Consider the following 14,517-nt stretch of genomic DNA (forward strand, 5'->3'; position numbering starts at 1 on the left):
TTTTACTTTATAGTTGACCAATAACATTTAATTCTAACTAAAAGAATCATTATACAAATCAAGCTACTAAAGAGGACTTTATGGTATACTAGTGATAATAAATTGTTATCGGTAGGAGATGTTTTATGTATTACGGTCGCGATACTGAAATAGAAGAATTAAAACAGCATTTTAAATTTTCCAGTAATGATAAAAATAGTTTATATATTATTAATGGTTTAAGTGGTAGTGGTAAAACCGAGTTAATCAAAGAGGTTTGTCAACAAGTTTACAGTCATGATAAAGAAGTCTTTATTCTCTACATTGATGTTATAAATGATGGGTTTGAAAGTAATAAATTTTTTGAAAATCTACTAAAAGGAGCCTATGTCCCAACACAATTCAGAAGAAATCTATGCTTATCAATACCTCAAAAATATTCGTTTTCAAATTATTTAAGAAAACAAAAACTAACAAATCTAACTCTGAAACATAGTTTTAGGTTAATCAGATCGTTTATTGCGTTCGATACAACTTACAAAAAAGTAATTGATTATCCTTGGGAAGAAGTTATTGCTGAAATAAAGGAGGGAATATTTGAAAATGATTTATATTTAAGATATTTCAGTCATACTTCAAAAAAAATCCGTCTTAATATTATTATTGATAATTATCAATTTTTATCTGAAGATATAAAAATAAAATTTGAAGATGACTTTAATACACTTCAAAGCGGAATCTCTTTAACTATTATAAACCGAACAAATGATAAGTTAAAATCGATTGATAAACTAGATACATTGGACAATTATACTCCTACTGTATTAAATTTATCGTATCTTACTGAGGATGAGTGTAAATTACTAATAAGAAATAAAATTGCTTTACTTGATAATATCAAATTGAATCAAATCTGGCAGATAACACAAGGTAATTATAAAGATATTGAATTAATTATTAACAGACTTATTGATAATCCAAATTCAGAATTATTTAATATTTCTGATATATATGACAAACTTCCAGATATTCAAAAAAATATACTTATCATATCATCGATTTTTCCTGCTGGTATGAGAAAAGATATAGTTTTTAACTACATTAAATCTATATTAGACGAAAATACTGAAGTAGCTGATTCTCTAAAATCCCTTATTGATGCAGGTTTTGTATATATTAATGGAGATACAAATGATAAAATCAAAATTTCACACGAATCAATTGTAAATGGTATTTTAAATCACACAAATGCTTCTGATCTTCAATTAGTAACCAACAATCTAAAAATATATTTAGAGCAAACTATCCTATCTATAGGAGTTGGTGGAGAGTTAGCCTATTTAATTCACTGCTTAATAAATATATGTAATATTGAAGAGTTGCGGCAAAATGTAGAATATATCAAACAGTTACTTGAAATCGAATACAGGAAAAATTCATATTTTTACATTGTATCTTTGAGTAAGAAGATACTTCATTTAATAGAATTGTTACCCGAAAAATACTTACATTATATATTGAACTCGTACCAGTGGATTTCTGATTTTAATGGAGGTTTAGCTATTTTAAACAGTCTTCAAAAAGATAATTATTCAAAAGATTTACAGCTATACTATCCTAGATTTCAAATTCAAAAATATGAATTTGAGGAGGCGCTAAAATCACTGGAAAAGTTAGAAAATTGCTCTGGAACATTACTCTACAAGCTAAATGCTTATGGTCATTTAGGTAAAGATCGAGAGGCAATTAAACTCCTTAATGAAAGCATGAATTCTGTAGAAAAAGACGACTTCTATTATATTATTTTACGAAATTCTGCTCATTATTTCCCAACTAAAGAAGCTACCGAAAATCTCAAACTAGCATTGGACTATTTTCAACGTAATGAATATCAAATACCTGTTGCAACAGTATATAATAATTTAGGTGTTGTTAATATATGGGACGGAGAATATGATGTAGCTTTAGAGAATCTAAATAAGGCCACAAAAATACTAAAAAAATATGATTCAAATGAAATTTTTGAACCATATTGTAATAAATCAATTATTTTTTTGATGAATAAAAATTATCAACAATCTCTGAAATTTATAAATAAATCACTTCAAGAATGTCCTAAAGCTTTGACCTTAGATATTAGGATGCTCAAGTTAAACAAATTAATTATTGAATTGATTTCTGAAAGAATCTCTTTTACAGAATTTCAAAATTCACTAAGAAACTTTGAGGAAGAAATTCCACTCATTGACGATCCTTGGTATAAATTTCAAATAGTATACAATTTACAACAGTTTGATGATATTCCTTTTGTTTGTGAAAAAACTTATATTGATGATTATCAAGACGGACTCACTAAATACTATCTGTTGATTCCTTACAAAAAATATAATTTCTGTATAGGTCTTTCTCCTAATTGGAGATATTAATTTGTTCATGGTACTTACGAATGAGATCTAAATATATGGAATAATCATATTGTTTATATTTTAATAAATTAGCTACTAGTTTAGCTAATTTTTTAATATCATCATCAGTATAGGATAAATTTGTAATTCCGATTGTTCCTAATCTTATTCCTGAAGTCGTCATTGGTCCGTGTGTATCATTTGGAATTTGATTTCGGTTAACTAATATTTTATGTTGAAAAAGTAGATTCTCTGCATCCTTACCACTCAAGTTTAGATTCAGTAGATTAACTAAAATTATATGAGTCTTTGAGTTTTTATAAACAACATCAACCCCCTCTTTACTTAATTGTTTTATAAACAATAAAGTATTTTTTATAACCTGTTGTGCATAATCTTGAATATCTATTGATAATAATTTGATTAAACAGATACATTTCGCAAATAATGCATTTTGTGTAGGACCTCCCTGTGTTCTAGGAAAAATTGAATTAGTTATTTTTTCTTCAAATATAGAACGATACAGTAGTACCCCTCCTTGAGGCCCACGTAAACATTTATCCATTGTAAAAGTAACGAAATCTACATATGGAAAAATCGACTTATGTAGCTTTGCCATAATATATAAAACACTATGGCAAATATCCGCTAAAATGAGGGTATTGGGGCTAACCTCTTTTATAATTTCATAAATTTGTTGATAATTAAATTCATTTCCATACGATGAAGCACCAATAATAATCAATTTAGGTTTATATTTATCTAATAATTCCTTTAATTCGATATAATCAATATTTAAGTTATGATCTAAGTGATAATATTTTACAGTACCTTTGCCTGTATAAGTGTGTGAAATATGTCCTCCGTCTTTTGGAGATAACGATAAAATATAATCGTCACTTTCTAAAACACAATTATAGACTATTTGGTTAGCCTGAGTTCCTGAATGTGGTTGCATATTAACTCTATAATCACCAGGATTTAAATCAAAAAGTTGAAGACACAATTCCTCTGAATATATTTCAATATTATCCAATGAAGTACAATGAGGAAAAAAGCGTTTTTCAACAGCTCCCTCTGTGGGCAGAGTAGCGAGAGGGAAACTTTGAATTTCTAATACTTCGGTGAATGGATAGCTAATACATGCAGCAAGATTTATTAGGCTATTCTGTTCTTGGTTATATGAATCAAGAATTTTATTTAACTTCTGATAGATTTCACCTTCAAATTTATTAATTTTATACACTGACTTCTCCTACCGATAACAATTTATTATCACTATACAAAGCACTCAAATAGGTTTATAATAGCATGATTATTGATAAAGGAGATTTTTATGGATTATAAACTTATTTCTACTTACTTAGATTATTGCAAAACTCATAAGCGTTTGAGTTCACACACGATTCGCGCTTATAAGAATGATCTTATGCAATTTTATAACTCAGACTATGATAATGTCGAATCCTATATAGAACAGTTGACACAATCTAACATAAAAACGAATACATTAAGAAGAAAAATTGCTTGTATGAAGGTGTTTTATAACTATCTAAAATACCAGAACATAATTGAAGAGAATCCCTTCAATCAATTGCGCTTTCAATTTAGAACTGAAAAAGTATTGCCTAAAACGATTCCGTATGGCATTCTGAAAAGCATTTTCATATATTTAGAACAGAAAGTAATTCTATCTAAAACTGATTATCAAAAACAACACGCTGAAAGAAATCTACTGATTATTTCACTTTTACTTTCAACAGGCATCAGAATTTCTGAACTTTGCCACATTCATCTCAAAGACATTAATCTTTCCAATAAGACACTCCATATTATAGGAAAGGGTAATAAAGAACGTATCTTATTTTTAGGAGATCAAAAAACATTAAATTTATTAGAAACATATATAAATAAAACAAAAAATGAATCAAATGATTTCTTGTTTCCAGGGAAACATTCACTTAAACCATTGTCAGAGCAAAGTGTACGTTTAGTTATAAAGAGAATCGTTGAACAAAATAACTTTTCTAGAACTATTACACCGCATATGTTTAGACATAGCTTTGCGACAATGCTTCTAGATAGTGATGTAGATATTCGATATATTCAACAAATTCTTGGACACAGTTCTATATCAATCACACAAATCTATACTCACGTATCTCATTCAAAACAAAAAGAAATACTTAGTTCTTTTAATCCCATATCAGTAATTCATTCTGAAATCGAGTAAGAGACATTTCCAAAGTCTACAGTTCAGTTCACTTCATCTTAAATTAATTTTTGTAGTTCTACTTTAGTTAAGACTTTATTCAAATAAAAGAAAATTTTATAAAACTATTCACTTCCTTCCGTCTTTCCTAAATCTCTCTAAATTCTTCTCCAATTGTTCCTTATGAAGTTGATTCTTAGCTTCCTTTAATGTGTCATCCAAAGTTTCTTCTCTATAAATTGCTTCTGTTTTTAGCTGTTCTGATTCTTGATCTAGAGTGAAAATGATATCTAACAGTCGATCTATTTTTTCAAGATCTTGGACAGACATATCAGATAGTCTATGAATTAGCTTTTTAAATACATCACTATTGTCTTGATTTTTCTTAAAAAAAGTTGTAAACATCTATAGCCTCTCAAAAAAAGCAGCCTCTTAAGACTGCTTAGTGTAATTCGGAAATCGCATCATAAATTGACTGCAATTTCTTATTGTCTTTATTCTTTGTATCAATCAACGTATATAGCTCTTCAATTTTCTTTTGACTACTTTCAATATCGCTATTGTTATCCGCAATCAGTCTTTTTAGATGTTGCTGATAACTTGTAGTAATATCTGTCTCTTTTCCTGTTCTAACCTCTGTAACTTTAGGTTTAGAACTAGGATTTGATTCCGTCACAGGTGCTTGTTTTCGCTTTTGAAAAGCTGCTTCATAATTTACATCATTACCTCCTTTATGATTTCCAAATAAGGCCGCAATTTTATCTGGATCTTCTTGATTTTCTGATTTACTTTCTAATGGTTGATTAAAATCCCAATTTTTTGTCATTCACTCATTTCATCCTTTCTAAATTCAGAATCATCGAATTGTCTTTCTTTACCAAAGGCATGGTCAAGAGCTTCTTCAAAACTCATGTGACTGATGCTTTGACGCCTTTTGAACGTCGCAAACATCGCTGTCTCCAGTTGTTCTTTGTAAGCAGCGAGTTTTTCTTTCTCTCTTGCTACCTTGCTTTCTTGCCTAGTGACTTTTTCTTCTAAGCGTTCAATAATGGTCATATACGATCCTCCTTCATTCTAATATTAGCTAAAACATCTTGATTTTGTTATCACAATTCTAAACATTGAGATGATTGTCTTACTGGTGGATTTCCAAATGTCTCTTTTACAGTCTCAAGCATAAATTGTAAATCTGATTTCTTTTCTCTAAGAATATCGTTCCAGTCTATTTTTTCTTTCCCAAATTCATTATTAGGTAAATCCAGTAAAACAGGCAATCCTGCTTGAGATAACTTATCAGAAAAATCTTTTCCTGCATCATCACAATCTACCGCCAGTGTCAATAAATCAGGATGATTATCAAAATAGGTAGTGGTATCACGAATTGTATTGATCAAAGGCAATAACTTTGAAGGTGTTACTGTATCTAAAAATTCCAACTTCTGATTTTCTTCAGCTATCAGTCGTAAAGTTTGATAAGCGATAACAGACCTTTTTAATCCTTCCATAGATACCAAACGAACATCAGATAGACTTTGTTGATGCAGTTCGTAATAGCTCATTAAGTCAATGAACGATTCACAAAAGACCAGTCTATTTGGTTTACCAATATCAAAGGATATTCCAATATGTCCATGGCTTCCTTTTAGAATCGTTTTCAGCCTCTCTCTAGGAAGAGAGTGATTCTTATAAATACCTTGTAAGCTTGCTGCCTGCAGCTTGTGACGATGATCAAAGCTTTTAAAAACAATAACAGGTTCAACAGTTTCATTTGTTTTCCAACTAGCTTGTGCTATCAAACCTTGTTGAATCATCTTTTCTATGATTTCGTCTGAGATTCCTCTACATTCTGTTAAATAATATCTGGCCAGACTACAGTTAGAATCTTCTATTCTCTTTAAAGGATAATAAAATGGTCTCTCCCTATTTTCTTGAACAGCTTCTTTTTGAAAAGGTTCTTCAGAAAAAAAAGCTAGAGCTTCTTTAAAGGAAATTCCCTTAACAAGTCGAACAAAATCAATGACATCACCTTGAATATCTCTTGAAAACCATTTAAAAGTATTGGTAGTTGAAAAAATCCGAAATGAATCGTGTTCAGGATGCTCATAAACACTGTTCGAAACTTGTTTAAAGGAGATACCTAAACGACTTGCTACATCAAGAATTGAGATTTGCTTACATTCCTCTATATTCATAAAACATCATCATTTTGTCGTAGTATTTGGCAGTGATGGAACAGATGAGGATTCTTCCAAAGTTTTGGGAGTGGCCTTATCCAAATCATCCAATCCAGATTTCCAAACCTGTACTTGATTGACCAATAACTTACCTGGTAGTTTCGAATAAGACAACTTAACCGTTCTGGTTTCTGTCTGATTGGTCTTTGATTGGTTGGCATTCTTTAAATCAGATACATAGGTTACATTATAAGAGACCATGGCAATGGCTTGATTCGTAGTCTGATTGACAAAGATATCAGCTTTTTCAAAATGATAATCCAAAATATAGTCCTTATACACTTGGTTCATGGCATCGTTTTGACTTGTTAATTCTTGAGAATAAGCCGATTCAGTCATATAAGGTTGAATACGTGTATTATTTTCTCCGAGCTTTTCTTTCGTATAGTACTGAGTCAAAAATTCTTTTACAGTATCCGATGACAAAATGCTGGCTTTATCTTCTGCTTGTTTATCCTCTACAAGTTTAGCTGCAGCCAATTCAATCTCTTTACGACTTTGTTTAGCAGTCGAGTGTTGACCAACAGTATATCCCATCATGAGAATAAAGCTAGTTGCAGCCACTGCTCCAACACTAATTAAGGCTTTAGTTTTGACTTTATTTAACATCTTAGACCTTCTTTCTATAAAAACTAGGTCAAGAATAGCAGATAAATCTTGAAAAAAGTATCACAGAAGTAAAAATGCCACCCGAAGGTGGCCAATATATATTACAAATTTAGTAATCCGTCTGATAAAGTTTTTTATACAAACCATTTTTCATATTCAATAGTTCTGTATGACTTCCTTGTTCTACAATTTCTCCTTTATCCATTACAAAAATCTGGTTAGAATCGATAATGGTAGAAAGTCGATGTGCAATAACAATAATTGTAATATTTTGTTCTTTAAATTTCTGCATAATCTCTTTTTCATTAACATTATCTAGATAACTTGTGGCTTCATCTAAAAGTATTATTTTGGGTTTCTTAACTAGCGCTCTTGCTAAAATAATTCTCTGACGTTGCCCTCCTGACAGATTCATTCCCATTTCTGAAACTAAAGTATTATACCCCATGGGCATTTCCATAATTTCATCATGGATATTAACTAACTTACAAATTTTTGTCATTTCTTCCTCTGAGACTGAGATATCTCCAGCAATATTCTCATATATGGTTTTATTAAATAAAGTCATGTCTTGTGGGACAATGCCAATTTGTTGACGAAGATACTGTTTATCCAACAAATTATAATCTAAGTCATCAAATAAAATACTACCTGAGGAGGCTGGAAATAAACCTATTAATAATTTGGAAAGTGTACTTTTACCTGATCCAGAAGAGCCAACAATTGCTACCTTCTCACCCTTCTTTATTTCAATAGACACATTAGAAAGTACTTTTTTACTATCTCTAGTATATGAAAATGAAACATTTTTAAGTGTAATTTCCCCATTTAAGTCGTGTTTCACTACACCATTTATCTCAGTTTCTTCACCTAAAATCTCTAAAATCCGAGATAAAAATGTTTTGCTATTGTAGAATGCTACAATAGTATCAAAAATACTATTAATCTTACCAAATAATAGAGATGACAAAGAATATACTGCAAAAATCCCACCTAACTTATTACCTAAATGATTATCTGGCAACAACATAATAAATAATAGGATAAATGGAGATATAAAAGTGATAATTGAAAATAACGAATTAACAACACTTGAGAACAATTCACTGGCTCTATATCTATAAAGATACTTATCTAAATAACCTTTCCATTGTTTAAACGTTCGAACTTCAAATCCTTCCATTTTTATTCCCATCATAGAATAAATCATTTCGATTTGTTTATTTTGGAGATCATTCTGAGCTATCACAAAAGATTTACTTTTTTGTTCCAAATTTTTTCTAGTCAATAGAAGCAACAACAAATTTATTACCACTAACATAAGAGCGATAATCGCCACGAAAAAATCAATATATAGAAAGTAAAACAAAATACAAATTACAAAACCAATATCTAATATTCCTAGTACAACCTGATTTGTAAATAATTGCCGAATTCTACCCAAACCATTTATAGAATAAATTAAATCACCACTACTTCTAGTAGAGAAAAATTTATATGGTAATTGAAACAAACGACCAATTACACTATTATTCAGTCTTTTATCTATATCGTTTGTCAGATTAATAGAAAGATATCTCTGACCGAGCATTATAATAAAGTATAGTAATGTAAAAATAATAAAATTGAGCGCTAAAATTGCTGGATTAAACTGATTGCCACCTGTGGCTTGATTTAATAGCCGTTGCGTCCATATAGGCAGAATAAAGCTAACCGCATAACTTACAAAAGTTAGAAATAACAGAGGTACAAAATAATGCCAAGATTGCCAAAGTTGCGCATAAATCTCTCCGTAATTCTCTTTTGATTTTTGTTTTATTACTCTATCACTACTAGAAATACTAATTAAAAATTCTGAGAAACCGGCTGAGAACTCATTTAAATCATATCTTAGTTTTCCGAGTTCAGGATCAATTACCCAAACAAATTTAGAAGTTACTTTTTCTACAACAACAAAATGCTTACTCTCCCACAATGCAATGGCTGGAACTTTTATCTGTTTATATACATCTGGTCTATCTTTTGGAAAACGGAATGATTTCACTTTAAATCCCATATTTTCTAACAGTTCAATTAAATTTTGAAAACTAGTTCCATCCCTCCCTGTTTCTTTTAGATTTCTCAGATCTTTAACGGAAATTTCGTGATTATAATAACTTGACACCATCGCAACACAGCATAATCCACACTCTGTTTTTTGGTGTTGTTCGATAAACGGGATGTTTCTTTTCATATCTAACCCCCATTAATTTAAAAGTAGTATATCATTTAATCTAGTCCTACTTTTTCTATCATTAGCCATCAATATTCCCATTTCTCCTGTCAAAATCCCCCAATCATCACATTCATAAGTTTCTTTATCCCAAAGATATGAGATACTTTCAGTAGCTATTCTATTTTCTATATCAACAGAATAGCCTAAAATAGAATCTAAAATGACTAGGTTCCCGATACTTCCATGACAGATTGAATTATCTAAAGTAGGATCTTGATTTAAAATTTTATTGGAATAATCTTGAACTTCGGTCTTTAAAAATTTGTCAGGAAATTCATTAGTTTCTAAATAGTTCTTAGCATTAACGATTCCCACAATACCATTACACCATGAATAATACTTGGCATTTTTTCTTAAAGGAAAACCTTTTTTTCCACATAGTAACGAACGCTCTTTGTCAAGATATTCTTTTATACAAGAAATAATGGAAGTTTTTACATCAGATTTGCATGTGTTAGATAAAGAATATCTATAAAGTTGCGTAATAATGCCATAATTACCATGAGCATATCCAGGATCATTTTCAATCCAAAAGCCATCTTTTTTATATTTTTCTAGTATTTTTTGAACTATACCTTCAGACAAATTCTGAGTCAACTCAGTTACCCGAGAACTATCGAGCATTGTTTTCTGGATTTTTATCAGTACTCCTAAAATTCCTGCTAAACCACCTATTATATCTAAATTATCAATATTTCGTAGATGTCTAAATGTTGACGACAATGTTTCATATATAATCTCTTCGATATCTTCATCAAATAGAGTACCTTCTTCTCTCAACACACACAATGTATATAAGTATCCATATACACCAGTAAAAGCACCTAACTGGTGTACAGGGAAATTCCCTTGTAATTCTTTTATATAGTTATTGGTATAATTGATAACCCCAGGTAAAAGCGTCCGTAATCTAGTATCATCTATGCTTGTTATCCCCAAAATCATACCAGAAGTTCCACTGTATAGACTACAATCCATTGGATATATCTCATAGCTTTTATTCATAGCCACCATCGCTAACCAACTAGTCTCATTATTAAATTTAAATTTAGCTGATGAAATCCGATTGATTATTTTTGAAGTAATAGTTTCAGTATTCATGTGTTCTTCAGATACTCTAGATTTCTTTGGAAATAACTCGCTCCCCATAAAAGCCATATTTATAATTCGTTTTTGTCTGAGTAAATTATCATCTGATAAACTAGTTATTCTATTTAAAACCTTATTAACGATACTATGTCCGTCTAAAGCACAAATATATCGACCTAGTCCATTATGAATTTCATTGCTACTTGTATTCGCATAAAATATTGGAACATCACCTTTTCTAAGCTGGCAAACCTCATCTTTCATCATAACATTATCAAAAAGATTAGCAACATCACCATATTCAAATAAACGAAGCAAATACATTTCAAAATCATATTTATTTTTTAACAATTCTGGGTGATGGCTTGTTTCAAGAAATTGTACATAAATATTGGTATTTCGATAAATATATCTCGTCTCACAATTTTCAAAATATTTAACGATCATCCTAGAAACTATATTTCTATTTTGTAAAACAATTTTGTAAATAGTTTCAAATCCTCTTTGAACTTCGTTGAGGTAACTAGAACACGATACGTTTTTTCCTTTATATCTTACTGTGCTAGGGAAATCCCCGACTATTTTAAATACTTTTTCAATTCTAATTTCATCAGTCCCAACATTAGCCAGTTGATGGGATAAATAAGGTGATTCTCGCCTTTCACCTGAATTTAATGCTCCAATTTCCATTCCTTTGTCATTATTTACTGAATAAAGGTTCATTGGTAATATTCCCACACTATAAACTGAGTTAGTTACAAAATTATAAATATTTTGTGCATTTGAAGTGATATTTACAGGCTCACTGAAATGCAATATCGTCTCATTATCAATAAGATAAGGATGTTCTTGACAAGCTAAAATGTTTTCACCATGATAATCTTTAGCACCAAAAATATGTAAAAATGCTAAAAGTTTTCCCATATTTGTATAATAAGCTTCTACCTCCTGAAGTGAATTGCATTCTTTCTCTTCTATAAACTCTACAAAGCTATAAGAATCTTTACTCAGTGTTTTAGGGACGAATAATAATTCTGAAAGTCCAAAACGATGAGCAAATTCTTTAGAGAATAAGTTTAAATTAACATCGATAAACATATTTCTTGGTTTGTAAACTAGCTTTTTCTTAGTATTTAATTTAAGAATACAAACACTCTTACCATTAGAGTGAGTATCGCCAGCATTAAAATCAATACTCGATAATTTTAAATTCTTATAATTAAAATAACTTTCTAGGTCAATTAGGTTCTCTTCAAAATGGAGAATAATTTGTTCAATATAGTCTAAGACGTTAGAAATCTTCTTATCTAATAACTCAAACAAGACGGGATACTTTTTATAAAACTCCAATATATAATCTCTGTCCTTTAATAAAGTATTGATAAAATAATTGTATCTATTTTTACTATCTTCACCTTCTAAACGAGACGCTCTCCTTAAATCATTAATCTCTAAGACAACCGTTCTATAGCTCATATTCATACAAATTTCAAAAAATACTGATTCAATATCTAGAATAAATTCATTTGTATTGGTTATACATTGCGTTTTATTTAAAAAGCTAGATAATCGCTCTAAGTATTTAAAACAAATTGGTTTAAATAAATCTAGCCAATGAATACTTACTCTGAGCTTTTCCTGAGGGTTATATTCATCATATAAGATTGTTCCTAACTCTCGCTCAATATAATCTTTTCCACACTGCTCGTACTGAAGAAATTTTTCTTCCCAATCTTGTAGACTATCTCCAGAGGTAGTCTTTAAAAATTCATCTAACTGCTCATCATCTTCGATATTATTAAATAAACTTAACCATTTTTCAGATACAATAGACATAATGATCTCCTCCTTAATTACTAATAGATTATCAAATTTACCGTTTATTAGAATGAGTAATATGTGCAATTTTTGTAAATAAATTAAAAAAGCTGCATCTTCTGCAACTTTTTAATCTGGTGGAAAATAGCCCAACTGCTCAGCTATGTGAATCGCCTCCTGCCTGTTAGTCACTCCCAATTTTGAAAAGATATTGGCCAAGTGATTGGAAACTGTACGTTTACTCACATAGACCTTGTCACAGACATCATCAATGGTCAAGCCATTTCTAACCAGTTCTAGTATCTCGATTTCTCGTGGTGTTAGCACCTCTACCATCACTTCATCTGAAAAGACCTTACCACCTAGATAAATCTTTTCCAATTTTTTAACCAACTCATCTGGGTTCATACTTTTGTCCAGAAATCCATAAGCTCCCATAGCTTTAGCTCGGTGTTCATACATTTTTTTACTGTAACCTGTCAAAATCACAACCTTACTAGAACAACTATTGTCGATAATCTCTTGTGCCAAGGTCAGCCCATCATCTTGATACAGACTCGTCAGGTTGATGTCAATCAAAATAATGTCGTAGTCATTAAAAGCAATCTCCGAAATAGTCGAAAAATTATCCACTAACTGGACCTTTTTAATGTTTTCCGATAACTCTAAAATCATCTTGATACTTTGACTAAATAATTTATGATCATCAATTAACAAAATTCTCATAACACAACTCCTTATCAATCGGGAGAGTAATTTCTACACGAAATCTCTTATTATTTTCAAAAATCTGCATCTGACCACCTAAAACACTAATTTTATTAAACATATTTTTCAAGCCATAACCTAAGGATTTTTCTGTTTGAAGGCAGTCATTTTCAGAAATTATAAAAATAGCGTCATCATGCACATCAATCTTCAAAGAAATCGTTCCACCACTAGCGTACTTAACGGCATTGGTCGCCAATTCCTCAACCAGACGATAGACAATTTTATCGTAAGGAGATAAAAGCCTAAAGTGGACAGGAAACTGTGTGACGACTTCATTTTCTGCGTGATAGCGCTTGACAATTCGATTAATCAGCCCTTGATACTGGATGTCTAACTGCTCGTCTGTTTCTACCATTGGCTGATAATAATCCATCCGCTCACGAATCCGCTGAACCAACTCCTCTGTCACCAGATTGATCTGTTCACCAAAAACTTGATTGCTACTATATTTATTGAAATTTTTTATTGCAATCACATTTTGCAGGATTTCATTGTGAAGAAATTCGGAGAACTGTTGTTCTGTGTCTTCATTTGCCAGCAGATTTTTCACCATACGGTTACGCTTTAAAAAGAGAACTTTTACATAATCCCTAGCATCTAGCATTTCAGCAGAACGAAAGAGGCGAATCAATTCTTCCGAACAAATCCCGAACAATAGTAACATGATATTCAAGACCAAAAAGCTCGTGTTTAAATCTAGACGAAAGATGATGAAAATACCTACTAACAAAAACATAACTAGTAAAAATAAGTGTGAAAAAGCTTTTATATAGGACAATTTTAACTCTGATACCTTTTTTTGAAGAGAGCTGATAATAGTTTTGAAGTGTAAAAAAACTAAGATGCCAACAATTTCCAGATACCAGGCTAGGTTCATCACTCCTGAGCCCGTCGTATTGATATACAAAAAGAAATAAGAAAGAGGCAATATTAAAGCTAATATCCACAAATTTCGTCTCTGATACTTGAGTTTACTTTTCAACTCTTCATGATATAAAATAAATAAAATCAAGGGAACAAGGTTTAAAAAGAAAGACGCAAACAAGGACAGAAAGAGAAAAATTGAAGGACTTAACAGATACGAACTAACTGTGATTAGTGTCAACACAAAGGACACACTCATCA

Annotated in this window: 12 protein-coding genes; 2 read left to right on the forward strand and 10 right to left on the reverse strand. The window is 30.6% G+C overall.

Going from position 1 to position 14,517, the window contains the following annotated elements; all coding sequences use genetic code 11:
• The first annotated feature begins 125 nt into the window (after positions 1-125).
• Positions 126-2,405 (forward strand): tetratricopeptide repeat protein, encoded by a 2,280-nt coding sequence (locus O3651_RS08405; protein WP_084972553.1) that lies wholly within the window; start codon positions 126-128, stop codon positions 2,403-2,405.
• Here O3651_RS08405 and O3651_RS08410 read toward each other — a convergent pair.
• Positions 2,389-3,630: an aminotransferase class I/II-fold pyridoxal phosphate-dependent enzyme gene (locus O3651_RS08410; protein ID WP_084972554.1), complete on the reverse strand. Its 1,242-nt coding sequence runs from the start codon at positions 3,628-3,630 to the stop codon at positions 2,389-2,391. The genes O3651_RS08405 and O3651_RS08410 overlap by 17 nt on opposite strands.
• A gap of 90 nt (positions 3,631-3,720) precedes the next feature.
• Here O3651_RS08410 and O3651_RS08415 point away from each other — a divergent pair, with 90 nt between their 5' ends.
• A complete protein-coding gene (locus tag O3651_RS08415) occupies positions 3,721-4,617 on the forward strand; it encodes a tyrosine-type recombinase/integrase (RefSeq protein WP_084972555.1) in 897 nt (298 codons plus the stop codon).
• 108 nt (positions 4,618-4,725) lie between these two features.
• On the opposite strand, the gene O3651_RS08420 is transcribed toward O3651_RS08415, so the two are convergent.
• From O3651_RS08420 to O3651_RS08460, 9 genes are all read right to left on the reverse strand, one after another.
• Complete coding sequence (locus O3651_RS08420) at positions 4,726-5,001, reverse strand: hypothetical protein (RefSeq protein ID WP_048791717.1); 276 nt, start codon at positions 4,999-5,001, stop codon at positions 4,726-4,728.
• Positions 5,002-5,038: 37 nt separating this feature from the next.
• A complete protein-coding gene (locus O3651_RS08425; protein WP_048791718.1) occupies positions 5,039-5,422 on the reverse strand; it encodes a DUF5945 family protein in 384 nt (127 codons plus the stop codon).
• Positions 5,419-5,652: a DUF5965 family protein gene (locus tag O3651_RS08430; protein ID WP_084972556.1), complete on the reverse strand. Its 234-nt coding sequence runs from the start codon at positions 5,650-5,652 to the stop codon at positions 5,419-5,421. Before O3651_RS08430 ends, O3651_RS08425 begins: the two co-directional genes overlap by 4 nt.
• Positions 5,653-5,702: 50 nt before the next feature.
• Complete coding sequence (locus O3651_RS08435; RefSeq protein ID WP_048791720.1) at positions 5,703-6,788, reverse strand: toprim domain-containing protein; 1,086 nt, start codon at positions 6,786-6,788, stop codon at positions 5,703-5,705.
• Positions 6,789-6,797: 9 nt separating this feature from the next.
• Positions 6,798-7,439 (reverse strand): hypothetical protein, encoded by a 642-nt coding sequence (locus O3651_RS08440; protein WP_048791721.1) that lies wholly within the window; start codon positions 7,437-7,439, stop codon positions 6,798-6,800.
• 109 nt (positions 7,440-7,548) lie between these two features.
• On the reverse strand, positions 7,549-9,672 hold the full coding sequence (locus O3651_RS08445; protein WP_371610177.1) for a peptidase domain-containing ABC transporter: 2,124 nt from the start codon (positions 9,670-9,672) through the stop codon (positions 7,549-7,551).
• A gap of 12 nt (positions 9,673-9,684) precedes the next feature.
• A complete protein-coding gene (lanM, locus tag O3651_RS08450) occupies positions 9,685-12,639 on the reverse strand; it encodes a type 2 lanthipeptide synthetase LanM (RefSeq protein ID WP_048791723.1) in 2,955 nt (984 codons plus the stop codon).
• Between the two features lie 111 nt (positions 12,640-12,750).
• The gene (locus O3651_RS08455) at positions 12,751-13,347 is read right to left on the reverse strand and encodes a response regulator transcription factor (RefSeq protein WP_084972557.1); all 597 of its coding nucleotides are present in this window, start codon (positions 13,345-13,347) and stop codon (positions 12,751-12,753) included.
• Complete coding sequence (locus O3651_RS08460) at positions 13,328-14,056, reverse strand: ATP-binding protein (protein WP_239682820.1); 729 nt, start codon at positions 14,054-14,056, stop codon at positions 13,328-13,330. The genes O3651_RS08455 and O3651_RS08460 overlap by 20 nt, the downstream gene beginning before the upstream one ends.
• Positions 14,057-14,517: the final 461 nt, after the last annotated feature.

The sequence above is a fragment of the Streptococcus sp. 27098_8_73 genome (assembly GCF_041432495.1).
In the GTDB taxonomy this organism is placed as follows: Bacteria; Bacillota; Bacilli; order Lactobacillales; family Streptococcaceae; genus Streptococcus.